Source organism: Nocardia sp. NPDC051832 (genome assembly GCF_040681285.1).
In the GTDB taxonomy this organism is placed as follows: domain Bacteria; phylum Actinomycetota; class Actinomycetes; order Mycobacteriales; family Mycobacteriaceae; genus Nocardia.
Genome location: NZ_JBFAYL010000004.1, coordinates 536,528 through 558,247, shown reverse-complemented (window position 1 = coordinate 558,247; position 21,720 = coordinate 536,528). Strand labels below are relative to the sequence as shown.

The following is a 21,720-nucleotide window of genomic DNA, read 5'->3' as shown; positions in this document are numbered from 1 at the left end:
ACACGGCCGGCGCCCGATCCTGTGTCCCGATCAGAAAGCATCAGCTTCCGCCAAGTACCCAGCGCGAACGCTGCGCGCGGACCGGGCGACCATCCGGGCGAGAGCCGGAATTCGCTGTGCGGCATGTATGTTCAGCGCTCACGCCCGCGGTAGCCGCGGATGGCGATCGTCGCGAACACCGCGATGAGCGCGACCGTCCAGGCCAGGGTGCGCCAGGTGGGGGCGGCGATCGGTCCGGTAGCGGCCAGGCCGCGCATCGCCTCCACCACCGAGGAGACCGGATTGGCGGCGGCGAGGGGCTGGATCCAGGTGGGGAGGTCCTGGCGGGGGACGAAGCCGGTGGAGAGAAACGAGGCGACGAGCAGGATCGCGTTGAGTGCTGAGCCGACCGCTTCGCCGGACTTGGCGTGCACGGCGATCGCCACCATCATCCAGGCGACCCCGGTTCCGAAAACCAGTGGCAGGATGAGGAATCCGAGCGCGCCGAGCAGCCCGCCGGTGAAACGGAAGCCGAGCAGATGGCCGACCCCGATCACCGCGAGCAGGGTGATCAGGTTGCGCACCGCGTCCCCGGCGATGCGGCCGATCAGCGGCGCCGACCGCGCGATCGGCAGCGCCCGCAGCCGGCGGTCGAAGCCCGATTGCAGATCGTCATAGGTCGTCATCGCGGTGCCGAGCCCGGCGAACATGATGCCCATGACGGCGAACAGCGGCAGGCTGAAGTTCACGTAATCGGCGCGGATGCCGCCGGGGGCGACCAGCGAGCCGAACGACACCGTGATCAGCACCAGCAGGATGAGGGGAAAGAACGTCGCCATCATCAGGAGGACGGGATTGCGCAGCGTCACCCGGATGGCCCGGACGGTCAGCGCCCAGCCGTCGTGGAGCAGCTGCGGCCGCGGTCCGGCCGCGGCAGGGGTCTGGTTCACAGTGATCTCCGATAGGTCCGGGCCGCCAGCGCGACACACAGCACGAAGCCGCCGATCAACCACAGCAGCGCGATCGTGACCGGTTCGGCGACAGCGGCGTCCGGGTCGGCCAGGGCCCGCAGTGCGGCGGCGGTGCGACTCAACGGCTGGTTGGCGACGAAACCCTGCAACCATCCTGGGAATGCTTCGGTCGGCGTGAAAGCGTTGGATACGAGCAGGAATGGGAAGAAGATGACGTTGGTGATCACCTGCACCGAGTCGACCTTGCCCACGGCGAAGCCGATCGCGATGAATCCGGTGCATGTCACCGCGGCGAAAAGCAGTGCGATGAGTACGAATCCGACCGATCCGAGGACGCCGCCGCCGAGGCGGAAACCCATGACGGCGCCTGCGGGTAGCAGGACGGCGATCGTCAGCAGCGCGCGGCTCAGTTCCGCGCCGACCAATCCGAGGACCGGAGCGACCGGCGAAACCGCCATGGAGCGCAGCCTGCGGATCATGCCGCCGGTCACGTCCTCGACCGAGAGGATGGCCGCCGACATGGCCGTGAACAGCATCGCCTGCAGCAGCACCGCGGGCAGCAGGTACTGCCCGTAGTCGCCGCCGATCCGGCGCTCGACCACAGTGCCGAACACGACGTAGAACATGGTCGCGAAGACCAGCGGCAGCACGATGGCGCCCATGATGGAGGCGGGCCGCCTGCTCATCAACCGCAGATGGCGTCCGGCCAGGATCGCGGTATCGGCCGCCATCGACGGATACGGACGAGGCGCCGCGGCAACGGATTCCGGTGCGGCGGTGCGTGTCACGGGGTGTCCTCGGACTCGGCGGGGACACTCGGGTGCCCGGTCAGGCGGAAGAACACGTCGTCCAGAGTGGGGCGGCGCAGGGCAATATCGTCGACGCTGATCTCGGCGGCGTCGAGCTTGCGCACGACATCGACCAGCGTCGCGGCACCCGAGGCGGCGACGGCGACACCGTCGGTCAGTTCGGCGAGCCCGGACATGCCCGTCAGCGCGGCGGCGATCCGGGGACGGTCGCCCTCGGCCGCGCTGACGTGGCAGACCGAACCTCCGGCCTGGTCCTTGAGTTCGTCGGCGGTGCCGTCGGCGATGACGCGGCCGTGATCGACCACCACGATCCGGTCCGCGAGTTCGTCTGCCTCGTCCAGGTATTGGGTGGTGAGCAGGATGGTCATGCCCTCGTCGCGCAGACTTCGGACCACCTCCCACAGCACGGCGCGGCTGCGCGGGTCGAGCCCGGTGGTCGGTTCGTCGAGGAACAGCACCTCCGGTTGGCCGATCAGCGACGCCGCGAGGTCGAGCCGCCGGCGCATGCCGCCGGAGAAGGTCTTGCTGCGCCGGTCGGCGGCGTCGGTGAGATCGAACCGGTGCAAAAGTTCGTCGGCGCGTTCGGCGGCCCGATTGCGTCCGAGTTTCAGCAGTCGCCCGAACAGCGTCAGGTTCTCACGCGCGGTCAGATTCTCGTCCAAAGCGACGAACTGGCCCGTCAAACCGATCACCGAACGCACTCGACCGGCGTCGGCCACCACATCGTGACCGGCGACCCGCGCGTGCCCCGCGTCGGGGACCAGCAATGTGGTCAATACGTCGATCGTTGTCGTCTTTCCCGCCCCATTCGGTCCGAGCACCCCCGCGATCGTGCCGCGCTCCACCGCGAAACCGAGCCCATCGAGCGCGGTCACCTCGCCGAACCGTTTGACGAGACCCGTTGCCTCCACGGCATAGTCCACCATGGGGGTTAACTTAACCTAACCTAACTTGTATTGGCTAGGCCGCGAAAGGGATTCATTGCCGGCTGTTCGTGGACCGCTGGGATGCGGTCTTGCGGTACTGCCGTTGCTGGCACGCGCGCGAGCAGTATTGACGGCGGCGTCCGGTGGTGGGTTGGCGAAATGTACCGCCGCAGACCGCGCAGCGGTCGAGCGGCTGGGAAGTTTCATCACACGACGGCTCGGTTTCATCACGGTCGCCGACAGCGGTCCGACCGTGGGTCGACTGTGCCGCGGTGACGAAACTCCCGGCGGCGGAATGCCCGCGCGGCGTCCGGCTCTGCAATTCGTCATCGAGCCAAGGACATTCCGCGACGATGTCGTCGTCCGGGCACTCCAGTAGGTGCATGAGATATCCGTGCGCGCTGCGCAACTGCTCGATCTTCTCCTCGAGCAGGTCGGCGTGAGTTCGAACAGTGTTCTGCCAGAGCTCATTTCGGTTGCCTGAGGTCACGACGGCCGCGTGCTCGAGCGGCATCGCGCCGGTGACGCAGCACAGGTAGGCCAGGCCGATGCGGCGCAGCCCGGTCTCGTCGTAGACGCGTCGCCCGTGGGTACGTGCCGGTTCGGGCAGTACCCGCTGAGACTCCCACCAGCGCAAGGTCGACGGGGCGAGGTCGTACAGGGCGGCCGCCTGGCCGATCGAGACGCCTGCTGAATCGCTCATTGGTCCATGTTGACATGAAGCCGACTTGAAGATTGAAGATTGTCGAGCAGTTAGGCACGCCTTACCTGCCGTCGCGGGCGGCGGGTGGAACCCCGTAGGAGGAATGTCTTGAGCACGACAACGGCGGACCCGGGCACGGCCCCCGCGGCCGGGTCCGAATCGAAAGCAGCCGCGCGCCTTGCTGATTCGGCCGCTCTGGCTCGCTTGTTCGCACCCATCCGGTCCCACCTGATCGCGTGCGGGGTGCTGTCGGCGTTGTCCGCGGCGGCGGGCATGGTGCCCTATATCGCCGCGGCCGAGATCGCGCGCATCATGCTCGACGATCCGGTGGGAGCGGCAGTCTGGACCTGGGTGGCGATCGGTGCACTCGGCGCCGCGCTGTGGCTGATCCTGCTCGTCCAGTCCTCCCGGGTCGGGCACTACGCCGATGCCGCGATTCTGCACGACTTGCGGGTGCGGATCGTGCGGCATCTCGGTGCGTTGCCGCTGGGGTGGTTCCGCACGTCGGGGTCTGGCCGGGTCACGCGCGCGATGACCGGGGACCTGGAGGAGATGCACGAGGTCATCGCGCACGCGCTGGGCCAGCTGACCGGAGCGGTCACGGTGATCGTGGTCGCCGGGAGCTATCTGTTCTGGGTGGACGTGCCGATGACACTGGTGGTGCTGGCCGTGCTGGCGCTGATGGGGCTGAGCTACCGCATCTCGATGCGTTCCATGACGACGCATGTCAACCGGCTGATCGCCGCCGAGGGCCGAATCAGCGCCGCCAGCATCGAGTATGCCGACGGGATTCAAGTGGTCAAGGCCTTCGGCACAGGCGGACAGGTGCTGCGCCGCTTCGACGACGCCGTGCACGAGTACGCCGCCGCCTTCGCGGCCTGGGTGGGCGAGGTGCGCTACAGCTCGGCGGTCACGCGATTCCTGGGGTCGGAGATGGCGGTGCTCACGGCGGTGACGGCCGCGGGCGTGGCCTGCATCGCGCACGGCACGCTCACCGGCGCGGAACTGGTGGCGTTCCTGGTCGTCTCGGTGGGCCTGCCCGCTTCGATCGTGCCCGCGGTGTCCGGCGCCCAAGCCGTGCGCAAAGGCCGGATGGGCGCGGACAACATCGAAAGGCTGCTCGCGCAAAGGCCATTGCCGGTACCCGAACAGCCCCGGGTCCCGGACGGCCACGGCGTGGAGTTCGACCACGTGTCCTTCTCCTACGACGGAACGACCAACGTGATCGACGATGTCAGCGCCGTGTGCGCGCCGGGCACGGTGACCGCGATCGTGGGTCCCTCCGGCGCCGGAAAGACGACGCTGGCGAGCCTGCTGCCGCGCTTCTACGACGTCAGCGGCGGCGCGATCCGGATCGGGGGCGTCGACCTGCGCGAGATCGGTTCGGCCGACCTGCTCGCGTCGTTGTCGCTGGTGTTCCAGGACGTCGCGCTGCTGCGCGACAGCGTGGCCGAGAACATTCGCATCGGCCGGCCCGGCGCGAGCGACGAGGAGGTGCGCCGGGCCGCGCGGGCCGCGCAGATCCACGACGTGATCGAAGCTCTGCCGCAGGGATACCGCACGCCGCTGGACGGGGGCGGCGGCGCGCTGTCCGGTGGTGAACGTCAGCGCTTGACGATCGCACGGGCGATTCTGTCCGGCGCGCCGATCGTCGTGCTCGACGAGGCCACCGCCGCACTGGATCCCGACAGTGAGACCGCGGTGCAGGACGCGCTGGCCAGGCTGGCGGTGGGCAAGACGGTGATCGTCATCGCGCACCGGCTGCACACCATCGCCGGGGCCGATCAGATCCTCGTGCTCGACCACGGACGGCTGGTCGAACAAGGCCGCCACGACCAATTGCGCACCCGCGGCGGGCTTTACGCGCGGATGTGGGCCGCCCAGGAGGCGGTGTGCTCGTGATCCACTTCCGAATTTCCCGAGTGCCGGGTTTCGATGAGAAAGGACCGACGACATGATCGCCCGCCTCTACCGCCTGTGGCCCGATCCGCGGCTGCTGGCCCGGCTCTGGTCGCTCACCGCGATCCAGGCCGTTCTGGAGGCTCTGTTGCTCGGCGTACTCGTTCCGATCCTCGACGCGCTGGTACGGCCGGAGCCCGATCTCGCCGGAGCCACACCGTGGTTCGTGCTGGGCGGTATCGGTGCGGTCGGTTACGGAGTGCTGGCGGTCGTCGCCGACCCGGTGGGCTATGCGGCCGCCGGAGCTCTCGCCGCACAGTTGCGGCAGCAGCTGATGCGCCACGTGAGCACGTTGCCGCTGGGCTGGTTCACCGCCGCGAACAAGGCGCGTCTGGCGCGCGGCGTGACCGCCGACGTCGGTGACGCCGCGCATTTGGCGGTGGTGATCGGCAATCCGGTGATCACCTCGACGGTGCTGCCCGCCGTCCTCCTCGTGATCGTCGCGGTCATCGATTGGCGCGTCGCGGTGCTGCTGGGTGTGATCGCGGCGGCCGCGTCCGGGGCGCTGCGGCGCGCGGCCCGGGTCAGCGCGCAGGCGGAGATCGAGCTGGAGCGCGCCGCGGCCGATGTCGCCGGACGTGCGATCGAACTCGGGCAGGCGCAGACCGTGCTCCGCGCGGCCGGCCACGCCGGCGGCACGCCTCGGATGCATGCCGTCCTGGACGACCACCGCGATACCTACCGGGCCGGCATGGATCGCGCGCGGCGGCCGTTCTTCCGCTATACCGGCGTGGTCGCCGCCGGTTTCGTCGCCGTGCTCGCCCTGGTGGCGTGGCTGATGCTCACCGAGCGTGTCGAGATCACCACGGCGGTGGTCTTACTCGTCTTGGCCGCGCGTTTCTTGCAGCCGCTGGGCAATCTGATCGATCTCGTCGGTGCGCTGCGTGCGATGACCAACAAGATCACCCGGATCGAGGAATTCCTCGCCACCCCCGCGCTGCCGGTCCCCGCGCACCCCGTGCGCCGATTCGAGGAATCCGGCGTCGAGTTGATCGGTGTCACGTTTGCCTATCCGGGAGCGGATTCGCCTGCGGTGCAGGACCTCTCGCTGCGCTGCCCGGCCGGCAGCACGACCGCGCTGGTGGGTCCCTCGGGGTCGGGCAAGACCACGGTCATCCGGCTGGTCGCCCGCTTCTTCGACGTCGAGGCCGGGTCCGTGCGCCTGGGCGGCGTCGACGTCCGCGACCTCGACCCGCAGGTCATGCTCGACCAGATCGCGATCGTTTTCCAGGACGTCTATCTCTTCGACGACACCATCGAGAACAACCTGCGCCTGGCCCGGCCGCAGGCGACCCGGCACGAGCTGGGCGAAGCCGCTCGCGCCGCACGACTCGACGAAGTCATCGCACGCCTGCCCGGCGGCTGGAACGCCCGGGTGGGGGAGGCCGGAGCGATGCTGTCCGGTGGCGAGCGGCAGCGGGTCGCGATCGCCCGGGCGATGCTCAAGCAGGCCCGCATCGTGCTGGTAGACGAGGCCAGCTCCGCACTCGACCCCGAGAACGAAGCCGCGGTAACCCAGGCCATCTCGAATCTCGGCGCGGACCCGGGCCGCACGGTCATCGTAATCGCCCACCGCCCAGCGACTCTGGCTGCCGCCGACCAGGTGGTGTCACTCGACCGGGGGCGCGTCGTGGAGGCCGGAACCCCTGCGGCGCTGCTGCGCAGCGGCGGCATGTTCGCGCGGATCAGCCGGCAGTCCGAGCGGGCTCGGCACTGGCGCATCGAGAGTTCGGCGTCATGAACCTGCCCGGCTTTCTGGGTCATTGGTCCGCGTCGCGGACCAAAAGCGCGATCTGTACCCGATTGGCGACGCCGAGCTTGGTGAACAGATTGCCGCTGTGCGCCTTGACGGTGGCGACGGTGACCTGCAACCGCGCGGCGATCTCGGGGTTGCTCAGTCCGTCCGCGATGGCTCGCGCGGTGTCGAGTTCGCGTTCGGACAGGGCGGCCAGGCGTTTCCGCGCCGCGTCCCGGGCGGCGCTGCGGGCTTCGGTGGAACCCGGTCCGGTGGCGGCGGCGATCACCCGCGCCGTGACGGTGGGGGACAGCACCGGGTTGCCGGCCGCGACGGTGCGCACCGCGTCGGCGATCTGAGCGGGTGGGGTGTCCTTGAGAACGAAGCCGAGTGCCCCGGCGCGTAAGGCGCTGAGCACCAGCTCATCGGAGTCGAAGGTGGTCAGCATGAGTACCGCCGGGGCGGCCGGTGCGGCACAGAGGTACCGGGTGGTGTCGACGCCGTCGCGGCCGGGCATCCGCACATCCATCAGCACGACGTCCGGTCGCTGTTCGTTCACGACCTTGATCGCGGTGTCCCCGTCGGTGGCCTCCGCGACCACGGTCAGGTCCGGTTCGCCGTCGATAACGAGTCGTAGCGCCATCCGCACCAGCTGGTCGTCGTCGACGACGACAACGCGCACCGTCTCCCGTTCACTGTGCACTCATGCTCTTTTCTCGTGGTTGCGGTCGGGCTCGGGCCAGGGAATTCGCGCGGTGAGAACGTACCCGTTGTCGGAGGTGCGGTGGTGGTCGAGAGTTCCGCCGGTGAGGGTGATTCGTTCGGCCAGGCCGAGCAGACCGAAGCCCGAGGCCGGTGGCCGGGTGACGGTGGTGGCGGCCGCCGAATTGCGGACGCTGACATGCAATTCGCCGCCAGGCGTCCCGGCCAGGGTGATCTCGACCCGCGCGGCCGGGGCATGTTTCGCGGCGTTGGTCAGCCCTTCCTGAATTACTCGATACCCGGTCCGTCCTACGGTCTCGGGTGGGGTAGCGGTCACAGTGGTGGCGAGCGTGACATCCAAGCCCGATGTCCGGGCGTCGGCCACCAGCTCCGGGATCCGGTCGAGCGTGGGTTGCGGTGGTTCGGGGCGGTCGGGGTCGGCGCGCAGGACGCCGAGGACATCGCGGAGTTCTTCCAGCGCTTGGCGGGAACCGTCGGCGATCCCGCGTGTCAGTGTGCGCTGCTCCTCGGCCGAGAGGTCGTCGCGGTGATCCAGGACGCCGGCTTGCATGGCGACCAGCGAGATCCGGTGCGCGAGCACATCGTGCATCTCGCGGGCGATCCGGTTGCGTTCGGTGGCCTGTGCCTGCGCCGCCCGGGCGGCCTGTTCGCGTTCCGCGCTGTCGGCGCGGTCCCGCAGCGATCGCACTTCGACGCGACGGGCGTCGATGGCCACACCGATCGCCACCGCGATTCCCGCGGCCGCTGCCGGCAGCGCGAGTTGCAGCCAGGTCGGGGCGGGCAATGTATCGATCGGGTAGAGGTTTTCGGTGAACTGCGCCGCGGTCACATACGCCGCGACGACCACAGCGATCTCGACCGGTCGGCGGCGAGTAGACAGCGAGCACAGTGCCAGCAGCGCGGCGCCGGTGGCGAGCGCGGACACGGCCGCGGCGATCACGACCACCAGGGCGACGGTGAATGGAAACCGCCGCCGCCACAGCAGAACTGTCAGGCAGCCGAGTGCGATGAGCGGATCACCGGTGACGAACCAGGAACACGTATCGGCCACGCAGCCCGCCGGCAGCGCCGTGGCGACGGAGAACCAGAAGGCTATCCCGACTACCGCGGCTGCCGTCAGCCGCCAGATCTGCTGCCATGCCCCGAGTCGTGCGGCGCCGTCGGTGTCCACCCGGCCATTATCGCGACACCGACCGGCCGAAAGCAGCAGCCCAGCGGCTGAGGTGTGCTCAACCCAGGGCTAAGGGCCGCTTCGACTTTCGTCGAACACGATTGCCGCCGAAGGAGTGATGTGCCGGCGGTGCGGGCTCGACAGACTTGTCCAGGTACCAGCCGGACACGACCCTGCGGACGGTTCGCTCGTGGCCGGCGCCATTTCGTCGGGAGTAGGAGCGCATGAATCGACAACGGAGCCTGAGTCTGCTGGCCGTGCTCGGTCTCACCGGCGCGCTGGTCGGGGCGCTCGTCGTGGCCGCGGAGCCGGACGAGGGCCCCGCCGCGCGGGTGCAGTGGGGCGCCTGCCCGGAGGGGATCGAAGATCCCGCCGCCGGGCCGGCTCAGCTGCAGTGCGCCACGGTGCCGGTGCCCTTGAATTACAGCGAGCCCGAGGGCGCGCAGATCGAAATCATGATCTCCCGGTTGGCCAGTAAGCACCCGGACAAGCGTCGCGGAGTGCTGATGCTCAACCCCGGTGGTCCGGGTGGTTCAGGGTTGGACCAGCCCAAGTTCCTGGCTGCTCAGGGGCTTCCCGCCGATGTGCTCGACAGCTATGACGTGATCGGTATGGATACCCGCGGGGTAGGGCATTCGGCACCGGTGAGCTGCGGGTTCACCGACGATCAGGCGTACTTCGGCAATATCCCGCCGTATGCGGTCAACGATGCGGCGGTCACCGAGCGCGCCACCGTCGCCCAGGGCGTCGCCGAACAGTGCGCGGCCAACGACCGCGAAGGCCGATTGCGGTACGTGTCTACGGCGAATATGGCCCGTGACCTGGACCGGATCCGAGCGGCGCTGGGGGAGGACAAGGCCAGCTACCTCGGCTACTCCTACGGCACCGCGCTCGGCGCCGCCTACGCCTCGATGTTCCCGCAGCAGGCCGACCGCATCGTCCTCGACAGCAATATCGGCGATACCTATCTCGACCACGACGGGATGCGGCTGTACGGCCGCGGAATGGAAGAGACGTTCCCCGACTTCGCCGAATGGGCCGCCGCCCGCCACGACAGCTACGGTCTCGGCCGCACACCGGAAGAGGTGCGGCGGACGTACTTCACCCTCGCTGAGCGACTCGACGCGAACCCGGTGGACGGGATGGATGGCGGCCTCTTCCGGTTCGGCACCTTCTTCACGCTCTATCGCCCGGCGTTGTACGCGTCGGCGGCCGAAAGCTGGAAATCGCTGCTCGAAACCGGACGTCCCGGGCTTGCGGGCGGCCGCCCGCCAGGTACCGGCGCGCCCGCGCCGACCGATAACGCCTGGTCGGTCTTTCTAGCCGTGACCTGCAACGATGTCGAATGGCCCGAGGACATCCAGACCTACCACCGCGCTGTCGCCGAGGACCGGGAACAGTACCCGCTCTACGGTGCGGCCACTTCGAACGTCATGCCCTGCGCCTACTGGAAGCTCAGGCCGTCGGAGCCGCCGGTCCGGATCGACAACACCGGCCCGGCCGATGTCCTGATCATGCAGAACCAGCGCGACCCGGTCACCCCGCTACGCGGCGGCGAACTGCTCGACGAGAAGTTCGGTCAGCGGTCCCGATTGGTCACCGTCGACGGGAGTGGCCACGGGGTCTACGTTCTCGGCGCCAACCCCTGCGCGTCCGAGGTCGTCACCCGCTATTTGGTGGACGGCGCCATGCCCGAAAACGACATAGCCTGTCGCGCGGGCTAGCGCGAGTATCCTGCCGTCCCTCACCACCACTGCGTGATCGCACCGACCTGCCGCCCCAGTTCCGGGGCGAGCGTGCGCGCGAAACTGGCCGAGATGTGGTGTTTCAGTCGTGTGCGGTGCCGATAATCAGCCCGCCGAGTAGGGCGCGGGCAAGTGCTGCCGCCCGTGCGCGGCCGAGGGTGAGATCGTCGGATTCGGCGATGGTGAGCGACATTTCGGTGAGAGCGCCGTAGATGGCGCTGGCAAGTAATTCGGGTGGGTGCGGCTGCATCTTGCCCGCATCGAGCAGGTGCTTGGCGCCTTCGATGACGAGTCCGCTGAAGTGGCGCTGGTCGACTTCACGCCAGTGTCGCCAGCCCAGCGCGATGGGCCCCTGCAGCAGCACGATCTGGCGATACTCGGGTTCGACGCAGATGTCGAGGAAGGTCTCCATCGCGCGGTCGACGCGTTCCACCGGATCGGTCGAGGAGTCGATCGCGGCTCGGATGCGTTGTGCCGCTTTGTGTTCCAGGTCTTCAACGACCGCCTCGAACAGGCCCTTCTTGCCGTCGAAGTGGTGATAGAGCGCGCCGCGGGTCAGGCCGGCGGCGCGCACCAGCTCTTCCGCCGACAGATCGGCGTAATCCCGTTCGGCGAACAGGCGGGCGCCGGTCTCGAGCAGCGTCCGCCGGGTGTTCTCGACGTGCTTGTCACGCAAAGACTCCATACGCTATGTTTAGCACATACAGCGTGTATGACAGATGCATCATGAATGGAGCGGAGCTGCGGGTATGGACAGATCGGTGGACGTGCTGGTTGTCGGCGCCGGTACCGCGGGCCTGGTCGCCGCTCGTGACCTGGTGCGCGCGGGATCCGAGGTGCTGGTGCTCGAGGCGCGGGACCGGGTGGGCGGCCGGCTGCTCAACGCCGAACTCCCCGGCGGCTCGCCGATCGAGGTCGGTGGTCAGTGGATCGGGCCGGGCCAGCATCAGGTGCTGGCGTTGATCGAGGAACTGGGACTGCGGACCTATCCCACCTACACAGCTGGCCGCAGTGTCGCCGAGCTGGACGGCTCTCGTTCCGAGTACACCGGCCGAATTCCGAAGGGCAACCCGCTGACGCTGCTGGATATCGCTCAGACGCAACTGCGGCTGGATCGGTTGGCGCGCAAGGTCGTTCGGACCGAGCCATGGGAGTACGAGCGGGCCGAGGCGTTGGACGCGCAGACCTTCGATACCTGGCTGCGCGGCCACGCCCGCACCTCTGGCGGCCGAGCCTTCTTCCGATTGATCACCGAGGCCGTGTTCGCCACCGGACCGCAGGATATGTCGGCGCTCTGGGCGAATTTCTACATCGGTGCCGCCGGTGGGCTCGACGCGCTGATCAGCGTTGCCGGAGGTGCTCAGCAGGACCGGGTGGTGGGCGGCACTCAGGCCATCGCGCTGGCCATGGCCAAGGAACTGGGCGAGCGCGTCCTCCTCAACAGACCTGTGACCGACATTGATTGGGATGACGCCGGTGTGCGCGTCCGCGCCGGCGGCATGACAGTGCGTGCGCGCCGGGCCGTGATCGCGGTGCCGCCGCCGCTGGCCGCCCGGATCCGATTCACGCCGGGCTTGCCCGGTGATCGTGACCAGTTGGTGCAGCGGATGCCGATGGGCAGAGTGATCAAGCTCAATGTCGTCTACGACGAACCGTTCTGGCGGGCGGAAGGCTGGAGCGGCCAGGCCAACAGCGACCGGCGAGCTCTGGGCACCGTCTTCGACAACACCCCGTTCACGGGTGGGCCAGGCGTGCTGGTCGGGTTCCTCGAGGGCCGCCACGCCGACGCCGGCGCCCGCCTGAGCCTGGCCGATCGGCGCGCGCTGGTGCTCGAGGATCTGGCCGGGTACTTCGGCCCGCGGGCGCGTCAACCCATCGACTACATCGAAAAGGACTGGGCCGAAGAGGAATACAGCCGCGGTTGTTACGGCGCGTTCGCCACGCCCGGCACCCTGACCCGGTTCGGGCCCGCGCTGCGTCGCCCGGTCGGCCCGCTGCACTGGGCGGGCACCGAAACCGCCACCCGTTGGCCGGGTTACATCGACGGCGCGGCCGAGTCCGGTCACCGCGCCGCTGAAGAGATCAACAGCGCCCGAACGGTCGGCACATAGCCGCGATCACCGATTCGACCCTGCAGACAGGCCATCACGGCAGAGCGACATCAGGGCGGTTCTGCCCGGAAAGGTAGATATGAGCAGCAAAGACTCCACGCGTCCCCAGGCTGCCTCGGGCTCCGCGCCGCCCACCACGACCGTGGCCGTGATCGGAGCAGGATTGGCGGGATTGACAGCGGCCCGCACCCTGCACCGTGCAGGTGTCGATGTGCTGGTGCTCGAGGCCGCGGACCGATCAGGCGGACGCGCGATGAGCGAAACCACCGCGCTGGGATCACGGGTGGATCTGGGCGGGCAGTGGATCGGTCACGACCACTCCCGAATTGCCGCGCTGGCCGCCGAACTGGGAGCCACCCAGTTCCGCATGCACACCTCACAGCGGCCGACCGTCCTCGACGGCGCCCGTCGGGTACCGCTGGGCGCGCCGCCGATGCTGGCCACCGCAGGTCTTCTGCTCGGTCTGGAAGCGTTGTCCCACATCCGTCCGCCCCAGCGGTGGGACACCACGACCGTCGCGGACTGGTTGGCCAAGGCACCCGGGCGCACACCACGACGATTGCTGGAACTGACCGCCCTGACGTCGTGGTGCGCCGACCTCGACCGGTTGTCGGTGCGGGCGATGATGACGTTGATCCGCCTGCAGGGTGGACTTCGCAACATGCTCTCGACCACGGGCGGTGCCCAGGAGAGTCTGCTGGTCGAAGGCATCGGCACCCTCGTCGACGGCCTCGCCGACGAACTCGGTGACCGGGTCTGTCTCGGGCACCGGGTCACCTCGATCGCAGTGGGCGCCGCCGGCGTCACAGTCACCACGACCGCCGGCGCGATCAACGCCACCAAAGTCGTTGTGACAGTGCCACCACCGTTGCTGAATCGCATCGACTTCCAGCCGGCCCTGCCGCCCGAGCGTAGCGCCATCGCCGCTCGCACCTACATGGGGTCGGTCTACAAAGCGATCGCTGTCTTCCCGAGACCGTTCTGGCGAGACCGGAGCAAGAACACGGAAATCATCGTTCTGGATGCGCCCGGCATCGCCGTGTTCGACACCAGCCCGCCCGATGGTCCCGGCCACCTGTGCATGTTGGTGGGTGGCCCGCACGCTCGCACCCTCGACCATCTCGACCCCGCCACCCGGCGCGAAACCGTCCTCCGCCCCCTGGTCTCCTGGCTGGGTACCGCGGTCCTGGAGCCGGTGAGTTGGCACGAGAAGGCCTGGCATCTCGACGAGAATGCCGGCGGCGGCTACACCGCGCTTCCCGGACCGGGCGGCGCTGACGCGGACATGCCGGTGCAGTTCACGCCCGTCGGCGACATCCATTGGGCCGGTACCGAAACCGCAGTCGATCACCCGGGCTACCTTGACGGTGCCATCGAATCCGGCAACCGAGTTGCCCACGAGATCCTCGGCGCCCTCGCACAACTCAGCCCTCGATAGCAAACCGAGCACGCAAGCCAGCGGGACCGAGCCTTAACCGGGCACCTCGGCAACGTAGATCCGGGCGCTCCGGCGCGCGAGCACGGCTTCGAGCTGGTCGACTCCCTCGAACTCGTTGCACAAGAGGAACAGGTGACGCCCCTCCGGCCCGCCGAGCGCGCAGGAGAAGCACGGAAGGTCGGTTTCGACACGATGGGTGATCTCGCCACCCTCGAGGACCCGAACCACTACTCCCGCAGGGACACTCGGATTCTGGGGGTCTGGCATGTCGGCGGTTTGACACCAGATGCCGCCGCCGGAGTCGATGCAGATTCCGTCCGGTCCCAGCCCTTCGGCCCAGGTGCGCCGGCCCGACAACGAGCCATCGTCCCCGATGTCGAACGCGGTGAGCCGTCCGGCGAATGATTCCGCGATCACCAATGTCGAGCCGTCGGGGGTGATCACCATTCCATTAGGGAACTCGATGCCCCCTGCGACGTCGCGAATTATCCCGTCGGGGTCGATCAGACGTATCCAGCCGGGTTCGGGTGCGCCACCGCCCAGGAAGTCGAAATCAGCGCCGTTGATATAGACATGACCGGCCGGATCGACGACGAGCTCGTTGCCGCCCTGCACGCTGTGCCGCACGGTCGACCCGTCCGGTTCCACTCGGGTCAGCTCTTCTCCCGAAACTAGCAACCGGCCATCTGACAGCCAATCGATCGACCAGCCCATGGTGTCGCGACCAGGCGCGACGACTTCGGTCTTCCCCTCGAGGTCGACCGCGACCACTTGCCCGCCGCCCCAATGGGCGAACCACAGCCGGCCGTCATGCCAGCGTCCGGACTCGACCATGATCAGGTCATCCACGAGAAGCCGTGGGGGAGCGAGCACCTCGACCCCGCGGTCGGAGTTCCCCGGCTGGACGGTCACAGTCGCCATGCTATCGCTGACTGAGTTCTGCGATGAGATTTCGGTAGGTGGTGAAGGCCGGTTTCGGTGTGTAGTCGTCGAGCATGATTCCGAACTGGTCGAACAGGTCGGTTCCGCGGCTGTTGCCGTCTCGCAAGGACCACAGTTCATAGGCTCGGACGTTGAACTCGGCGCGATGTTCGTGGACTGATCTGACACAGTGTTCGATCACCGCGGCCTGTCGGGCGGCGGTGCGGTCGGTTCCGGTCGGCCATCCGTGTTCGGTGATGTGGATCGGTGTGGTGGGCGGGATGCCGGCGCTCGCCATTTCGCCGCGCAGCCACCGCAACAGCTCGACCATCGCGTCGCGGAGGTCGCCCGGCCGGCCATCGGCATCGACCGGATGCATCCAGACGTCGGGAAAGCAGTCCAGCCCAACGTAATCCAGCGCCCGTGACCAGGCTGTGCCGCCGATCTCGCCCAGTTCGGCGAAGAACGTGTCGCCGTCGAAGGAGGGGGCGACGTTGAATCCGACCTGCACTTCGGTCCAGCCCGAACGCAGCGCTTCCGCTTTGCCGGCCAGCACGCCGGCTACCAGCGCTTCGCGGACGTGTGGCACCTTGCCGTCCACCAGATCGGTGATGTCGTCATCGACCAGATCGGTACTCCCGACGTTCGGTTCCTCGGTGATCTGCAAGGTGCTCAGCACGGGACCGAAACGTCGCACGAGTTCGCGAACGACGTTCTGATACCCGTCGATGTCGCCAGTCTCGGATTGGTAGGACACCACCAAGTCGAGCCGCCGCCCGGCGGTGAGATATCGCGTGAAGTCCTTCGGGTCGGCCTCGGCTTCCATCCGCGCTACCGACATGCCGTCGTCGTAGGCCAGATAGCAGCGAACCAGCAACGGGTAGCCCGGATCGGGCTGCAATGCCGCCAGCGCCGCCTGGATTCGACCCGGATCGTCGGGCGGCATGGTTTCGGTCGGCGAGAACCCGCCCGGGTAGATTCCGAAGACCAGTGCGGGGAAATCGGTATCCAATTGCCCTGTCCTCTTTGGTAATTCGCTCAGCCCGACGCTACTCGCCTACCTTTTATGCACAACCGCGGTGGGCGGATTGTCTTCTCGCGTAGGTGCAGCTCCGGCCGTGCGGCCGCGCGATACGCGAAATCGGTTGTCGCTGTGTGTCAGAGCTACCGACGCCGCCGGGATGGCCGGATCAGTCGGACTGCGGGCTTCGGCAGGACCATCTTCTCGAGGTCCTGTTGAACTAGGGTCGCTTCGCGGGTGTGCTTCTGTTAGTTGATTTGAGTCAGAAGCAGATTCGACGATGCAGTCTTGCTGGTCGTCCTGCGACTGGACCTGTGATGTGCCACCCGTGACGCATTGTGGTTCTGTTCAGTTCTGGCACAGTAGCTCGCCTGCCGAGGTGTGGAATCGTTGGTAGACACCTGAGCGTCCGACTGTCAGTTCTGCGCCCATGAACGCGGCGGCAACTGGTCCGCCACCGGTTCGGGCATCGATGAACGCAAGAATCTCGGACTCAGGGGTAGCTCCGGGGTCGCTGCAAACCTGCGGATACTGGTCGATCATCGACCGTGCAGTGTCGAGGAGGTCTTGTGGGGTGACGGTGGCGCACCAGGTCGAGTCGGCGATCTCGTAGAGGAATCGGCGCACAGGGTTGAGACGAGCGTCGGGCGCGTGGCCGTCCTCCAGAAACTGGCCCGGGGCGAATGCAATGTGCTCGGCGCATGCCGGCCGGGTACGTTCGGCCTCGACGAGGGCTGGCTGGGGTTTCGGTGTCGTGCAGGCTGTCCCTGAGATAAGGATGACACCGAGGAGCCAGCATGCGAGCCCTCTGCGGACCAACTGTCTCACCCCGGCATTCGATCGACGGATCCTCGACCTCGATGCTATAGCTCTCAAGCTACTATGTAATGAACAATCGTTCATTACATAAGGGGAGGCGTGGCACGCACCGCTGAGCAGAGCGCGGCCATGACCGCAGCGACACGGAGCACAGTTCAAACCGCGGCCGTGCGCGTTTTCGCCCGGCACGGGTACGCCGCATCGGCGATCCGCGATATCGCGGTGGAAGCCGGCGTCAGCATCGGCACGATCTACCGTCACTATCCGACCAAAGATGCGTTGTATGCCGACCTGCTCGACCAGGCGCTCAACGGCCTCCTCGCCCTGACCGAGGAGCTGTCCGGTCCAGGCAGTCCGGCCGAGATAATCCAGCAATTTACCGCCCGATACCTGTCCGGCCTCACTGCCGATGACGGCGCCGCGGAGTTCATGATCGTCGTCAACCAGGGCGTCACAGCCGGTATACCGGCTGCATCGACCGCTCGACTCCACGACGCCCACCGCGTGATGTGGCGCGCTTTCGAAGACCTGATCCGTCGCGGCCGAGCGGCCGGCGAGTTCGGTCACGGTGATCCGGCTCAACTCACGACCTGCTACTTCGCGATGCTCGGTGGCCTCACCTCGATTCGGGTCGCCCTGGGTGCTGAGTTCGCAGCCCCCGACGTCGATGTCGTACTCAAATTGCTGACAGAAGGACGCGCGGGATGATCGAGATCGAACACGGCGACAAGCTGGGCGAGAGCTACCGGCAACGGATCACCGAAGTACTGGTGCGGGGCTTCGCTGAAGACTTCGCCTACTTCTCTTCGGACCCAGAGCAATTGACCGCGGCGTTCGAGCACATGCTGCTGCTGGAGCGTTTCGTCGTGGCCTTGGTCGACGGCGAACCCGCCGGCATCGCATCGGTCACCACTGGCGATCAGGAGTGCTTCGCACCCCGACCGCGGGAGTTCCGCCGACACCTCGGGCTCCTCCACGGGACCATCAGCTACCCGATCGTGCGCTCGCAATTCCTCGGCGCACCCGAAGAGGCACGAAAGGGACTGGCCGAGATCGCCTTCGTCACCACCGCCCCCGCCCACCAAGGGCGCGGGGTGGGTACCGCACTGATGCGGCACATCATCGCCCTTCCCAGCTACGACGAGTTCATCCTGCGCGAGATCAAAGACTCCAATACGCCCGCGCTCAGCCTCTACCGCAAGTTCGGCTTCACCGAATACCAGCGACGACCCGTCCGCTTCGCGCGCCGCGCAGGCTTCAGCCACTACCTCTCACTCCACCTGACGGCCTAGTTGACACGTGCGAAGGGCCGGACGCAGTTCATATGTATTCGGCCGCTAGGTTCGAAAGCGACGACGCAATCGATCTCAGGGGGTTAGGGCATGCCGTCAGCTTGGGAGCAGGCGTTGAATCGCCGGGTAATCCATCCGGTCGTCGTATTCGCGCTGAACAACGGTTTCGCGCCCCCGACCTTCGCCCTGCTGGAAACAACCGGTCGCCGGACTGGGCGCCAGCGCGTTGTTCCGGTGGCGAATGGATTGCAGGGCAATACTTTCTGGCTCTTTGCCGGTCAGGGGGCGGCTGCCGCATACGTCCACAACATTCGTGCCGACCCGAGAGTGCGGATCAAGGTCACGCCCGCGCGGCTACGCGACGGCTTCGGCTTTCGATGGCGTTCGGGCACAGCCCATCTGCTTCCTGACGACGACGCTCGCGCTCGTCACCACGCGCTCTGCAAGGGCCGCCCCGGCTACCGTCTCGACGGCCTGGCGTTACGCCGACTCGCCGCCGGCGCCGAAATGCTCACCATCCGAGTCGATCTCGACTGATCCCCTTGTTTATCAGGCGACGGTGCTGTGGGGTGGAGGCGATCAAGAGAACACCGCAGTCGCTCCGGTACCCCCGACCGCCATGCCCGGCGGGCGGGTTTCGTTCGACCAAACAGTGACGCGCTCTCGGCGGTGCCGCACGGCGTGTGAGCCAGGAGCCGGGTTTGCTTGGGTGAGGGTTCTTACGGCAGTTTTAGGGCGGCAGCATCGGGGATCGGGCGGCATACCGTGCCCTGGGCTGCCGACTGATGTGTGCACCCGGGAAGGCCTTGCGAGATGAACTCCTCCGACCCCCGGCTACGAGACTGTCGTAGCCGTCGGACAGGGCTGTGCTGATGGTGCGCCTTTGGCGGCGACCAGCCGCGGTCGATCCCGACCCCGGATCCGGACGGCAGGTTGTTGCGGCGCATGCCGTCGTGTCGACCGAGTATCGCCACGATCTGGACGGTTTGCGCGGCCTTGCCATCGCGCTGGTTGTGGTGTTCCACGTGTGGATGGGCCGCGTGTCCGGTGGCGTGGATGTGTTCTTGGTGTTGTCGGGTTTCTTCTTCACCGGAATGCTGCTGCGCCGAGCCGAAACCGCGGGAACAGTCGATGGCAGACAGGTGCTCGCCAGAACCGGGCGCCGACTGCTGCCGGCCCTGCTGCTGGTCCTCGCTGCGGTTGTCGCCGCGACGGTGATCTCGCGGCCCTACACCCAGTGGGGCGAGATCTCCGCCCAGACCCTGGCTTCGGTGTTCTACTACCAGAACTGGTACCTGGCTGGCGCCGAGCTCGATTACAACGCACCGGATCCGTCGGTCAGTCCGTTGCAACACCTGTGGTCCATGGCGGTGCAGGGGCAGTTCTACCTGGCGATTCTGTTGCTTCTGGGGTCATCGCTGTGGGTGTGGCGGCGAACGGGCCGCCGGGGCCGGCACCGGGTGTGGCTGCTGGCTGGGCTGATCGGGCTGGCGGTGGTCTCGTTCCGATACGCCGCGGACGGCTCGGCTCGCCACGAGGCCTGGACCTACTACGACAGTGCGGCGCGGGCGTGGGAGCTGCTGGCCGGGGCGGCACTCGCGGTCGCGGCTCCGTGGATCAGGGTGCCGAAAGGTGCGCGGGCGGTCCTGGCCGTACTGGGTTTGGCCATGGTCGTCTCGTGCGGCGTACTGATCGACGGTGCCACGAAGTTCCCGGGACCCGCGGCACTATTCCCCGTCGGGGCCGCTGCCGCGCTGATCGTCTCCGGGATGAACGCCGGCGAGCGACCGCCCTGGATGAACCGAATACTGGCCACTCCCATCCTTGTCGAACTCGGCGCGTTGGCGTATTCGCTGTATCTCTGGCACTGGCCGGTGCTGATCTTCTTCCTCGCCGAGTACGGAAAAGTCACCCCCGGCATCGAGGGCGGAATCCTGGTTATCGGTGTCTCGCTGGTGCTGGCCTGGGCGACTCGGCGTTTCCTCGAAACACCGCTGCGGCTGCCCGCGGATTCGCGAGTCCGGATGATGCTCGGACGTTCTGTCGGCTTGGCCGGTGTGGCGGTGCTGGTCGCTGCGCTCGGCTGGCAGACCGTGCTCAAAGCCAATCCACCGCATCCACCGGACGAACTGGATGCCGCCCGGTATCCCGGGGCGGCGACGCTGTTCGCCGGAGTGGCCGCCACCCCGGAACGTATGCGTCCCACTGTGTTCGAGGGGCAGCGCGACGCGCCGCGCCCCACTTTCGACGGCTGCATCGTGCCGGATCGGGCAGTCCGCGTCTGCACCTACGGTGACCCCGACGCCGCCCGCGCCATCGCCCTGGTCGGCGGATCGCATTCCGAGCACTGGTTGCCGGCGCTGGAACTTCTTGCCGCCCAGCACGAATTCAAGGTGGTGACCTATCTCAAAGAGGGGTGCCCGCTGACCCTGGTCGACGAACCTTCCTACGCGCTGGCGCCGTTTCCGGAATGCCGCGAATGGTCGGCTGAGGTACTCGACCGCCTCACCGAGCAACGCCCGGACTGGGTGTTCCTCACCGCAACTCGGCCCCGCATCGACGACGGCGACCACGTCCCGCCGGAGTATCTCGAGGTGTGGACAGCGCTGTGGGAGCGCAACGTCAACGTGCTGGCCGTGCGTGACACCCCGTGGCCGCGCCGCGACGGCGTGGGGTACCGGGCGCTTGACTGCCTGGCCCACCGCGGCAACGCCTACAGCTGCGGAATGGACCGCACAGCCGCCCTCGATCCGGAAAACCCCGCAGCACAACCGGCTTCGGGTTACCCCAACGTTTACCCGCTCGACTTGACCGACGCGGTGTGCCGCCCCGAGCGCTGCCTGGCCGCGGAGGGCAACATACTGGTCTACCGCGACGAGCACCACATCAGTGCCAGCTACGCGCGCTCGCTGGCTCCTGAACTCGGGCGTCAGCTCGGGGAGATCACCCAGTGGTGGTGAGGACGGGCGAGGTCGTCCTGGGGCCGTCCTATTTATTGAATCCCGAGGGCGTCGAGCAAGATCGGCAGGGAGCGGTGGAAGTTGTCGTTCCAATACGGCGATCGGGAGATCAGGCCACGGCCCTCGTCACAGCCCGCTGAAGCCGAAACACGCGCGCGAACGGTCATCGATTTCTTCGCTCGGAGTCGTGCGTTGCGCTGGGTAGCACAATCGGTGGCGCGATCGGGGGATCTGCCCGCGGCACGCGACATCGCAGCCTCTATCGATGACAGCGAGTATCAAGTCACAGCACTGGCCGACATGGTGGCCGCAGCCGCCGAATCGGGGAACCTCGCCGCCGCGAGCGACATCGCCGCCTTGGTGACCGACGAATTGGCGTCGATCGACCCTTTCGATCGGATACGGTGCTGGGCGAGGTCGTGGAAGCGCTGGCGCGG

19 protein-coding genes are annotated in these 21,720 nt (G+C 67.5%); 9 read left to right on the top strand and 10 right to left on the bottom strand.

Going from position 1 to position 21,720, the window contains the following annotated elements; translation table 11 throughout:
• Positions 1–131 precede the first annotated feature (131 nt).
• The 4 genes from AB0M14_RS28215 to AB0M14_RS28200 are packed head-to-tail and all read right to left on the bottom strand — an operon-like array spanning position 132 to position 3,388.
• Positions 132–929, bottom strand: coding sequence for an ABC transporter permease (locus tag AB0M14_RS28215; protein ID WP_364999996.1), 798 nt, complete (start codon positions 927–929; stop codon positions 132–134).
• A complete protein-coding gene (locus AB0M14_RS28210) occupies positions 926–1,738 on the bottom strand; it encodes an ABC transporter permease (RefSeq protein WP_364999994.1) in 813 nt (270 codons plus the stop codon). The genes AB0M14_RS28215 and AB0M14_RS28210 overlap by 4 nt, the downstream gene beginning before the upstream one ends.
• The gene (locus tag AB0M14_RS28205) at positions 1,735–2,685 is read right to left on the bottom strand and encodes an ATP-binding cassette domain-containing protein (RefSeq protein ID WP_364999992.1); all 951 of its coding nucleotides are present in this window, start codon (positions 2,683–2,685) and stop codon (positions 1,735–1,737) included. Before AB0M14_RS28205 ends, AB0M14_RS28210 begins: the two co-directional genes overlap by 4 nt.
• Positions 2,686–2,737: 52 nt before the next feature.
• Positions 2,738–3,388, bottom strand: a complete 651-nt coding sequence (locus AB0M14_RS28200) for a MerR family transcriptional regulator (RefSeq protein WP_364999991.1) — start codon at positions 3,386–3,388, stop codon at positions 2,738–2,740.
• 108 nt (positions 3,389–3,496) lie between these two features.
• On the opposite strand from AB0M14_RS28200, the gene AB0M14_RS28195 reads away from it, so the two are divergent.
• Together AB0M14_RS28195 and AB0M14_RS28190 are read left to right on the top strand one after the other, a co-directional pair.
• Positions 3,497–5,290 (top strand): ABC transporter ATP-binding protein, encoded by a 1,794-nt coding sequence (locus AB0M14_RS28195; RefSeq protein ID WP_364999990.1) that lies wholly within the window; start codon positions 3,497–3,499, stop codon positions 5,288–5,290.
• Between the two features lie 52 nt (positions 5,291–5,342).
• A complete protein-coding gene (locus AB0M14_RS28190) occupies positions 5,343–7,088 on the top strand; it encodes an ABC transporter ATP-binding protein (protein ID WP_364999988.1) in 1,746 nt (581 codons plus the stop codon).
• A gap of 19 nt (positions 7,089–7,107) precedes the next feature.
• Here AB0M14_RS28190 and AB0M14_RS28185 read toward each other — a convergent pair whose 3' ends face one another.
• Entirely contained in the window at positions 7,108–7,785 is a 678-nt protein-coding gene (locus tag AB0M14_RS28185; protein WP_364999986.1) for a response regulator transcription factor, read from the bottom strand.
• Positions 7,786–8,976, bottom strand: coding sequence for a histidine kinase (locus AB0M14_RS28180; RefSeq protein WP_364999984.1), 1,191 nt, complete (start codon positions 8,974–8,976; stop codon positions 7,786–7,788).
• Positions 8,977–9,200: 224 nt separating this feature from the next.
• Between AB0M14_RS28180 and AB0M14_RS28175 the strand changes: the two genes are divergently transcribed.
• Positions 9,201–10,700, top strand: coding sequence for an alpha/beta hydrolase (locus AB0M14_RS28175; RefSeq protein WP_364999982.1), 1,500 nt, complete (start codon positions 9,201–9,203; stop codon positions 10,698–10,700).
• A gap of 103 nt (positions 10,701–10,803) precedes the next feature.
• On the opposite strand, the gene AB0M14_RS28170 is transcribed toward AB0M14_RS28175, so the two are convergent.
• Positions 10,804–11,406 (bottom strand): TetR/AcrR family transcriptional regulator, encoded by a 603-nt coding sequence (locus AB0M14_RS28170; RefSeq protein WP_364999980.1) that lies wholly within the window; start codon positions 11,404–11,406, stop codon positions 10,804–10,806.
• A 64-nt stretch (positions 11,407–11,470) separates the two neighbouring features.
• Here AB0M14_RS28170 and AB0M14_RS28165 point away from each other — a divergent pair, with 64 nt between their 5' ends.
• Complete coding sequence (locus AB0M14_RS28165) at positions 11,471–12,832, top strand: flavin monoamine oxidase family protein (RefSeq protein ID WP_364999978.1); 1,362 nt, start codon at positions 11,471–11,473, stop codon at positions 12,830–12,832.
• Positions 12,833–12,911: 79 nt separating this feature from the next.
• Entirely contained in the window at positions 12,912–14,270 is a 1,359-nt protein-coding gene (locus AB0M14_RS28160) for an NAD(P)/FAD-dependent oxidoreductase (RefSeq protein WP_364999976.1), read from the top strand.
• A 33-nt stretch (positions 14,271–14,303) separates the two neighbouring features.
• Here AB0M14_RS28160 and AB0M14_RS28155 read toward each other — a convergent pair whose 3' ends face one another.
• The 3 genes from AB0M14_RS28155 to AB0M14_RS28145 form a co-directional block, all read right to left on the bottom strand.
• Positions 14,304–15,182, bottom strand: coding sequence for an SMP-30/gluconolactonase/LRE family protein (locus tag AB0M14_RS28155; protein ID WP_364999974.1), 879 nt, complete (start codon positions 15,180–15,182; stop codon positions 14,304–14,306).
• Between the two features lie 10 nt (positions 15,183–15,192).
• Positions 15,193–16,203 carry a hypothetical protein gene (locus tag AB0M14_RS28150; RefSeq protein WP_364999972.1) on the bottom strand — a complete coding sequence of 337 codons (1,011 nt, stop codon included), beginning with the start codon at positions 16,201–16,203 and terminating at the stop codon, positions 15,193–15,195.
• Positions 16,204–16,560: 357 nt separating this feature from the next.
• Positions 16,561–17,040: a hypothetical protein gene (locus AB0M14_RS28145; protein ID WP_364999970.1), complete on the bottom strand. Its 480-nt coding sequence runs from the start codon at positions 17,038–17,040 to the stop codon at positions 16,561–16,563.
• A gap of 90 nt (positions 17,041–17,130) precedes the next feature.
• Between AB0M14_RS28145 and AB0M14_RS28140 the strand changes: the two genes are divergently transcribed.
• The 4 genes from AB0M14_RS28140 (at position 17,131) to AB0M14_RS28125 (ending at position 21,283) form a co-directional block, all read left to right on the top strand.
• The gene (locus AB0M14_RS28140) at positions 17,131–17,739 is read left to right on the top strand and encodes a TetR/AcrR family transcriptional regulator (protein ID WP_364999968.1); all 609 of its coding nucleotides are present in this window, start codon (positions 17,131–17,133) and stop codon (positions 17,737–17,739) included.
• The gene (locus tag AB0M14_RS28135) at positions 17,736–18,323 is read left to right on the top strand and encodes an N-acetyltransferase (protein ID WP_364999966.1); all 588 of its coding nucleotides are present in this window, start codon (positions 17,736–17,738) and stop codon (positions 18,321–18,323) included. The genes AB0M14_RS28140 and AB0M14_RS28135 overlap by 4 nt, the downstream gene beginning before the upstream one ends.
• A gap of 90 nt (positions 18,324–18,413) precedes the next feature.
• On the top strand, positions 18,414–18,860 hold the full coding sequence (locus AB0M14_RS28130) for a nitroreductase/quinone reductase family protein (RefSeq protein WP_364999964.1): 447 nt from the start codon (positions 18,414–18,416) through the stop codon (positions 18,858–18,860).
• Between the two features lie 416 nt (positions 18,861–19,276).
• Positions 19,277–21,283, top strand: a complete 2,007-nt coding sequence (locus AB0M14_RS28125) for an acyltransferase family protein (protein WP_364999962.1) — start codon at positions 19,277–19,279, stop codon at positions 21,281–21,283.
• Positions 21,284–21,720: the final 437 nt, after the last annotated feature.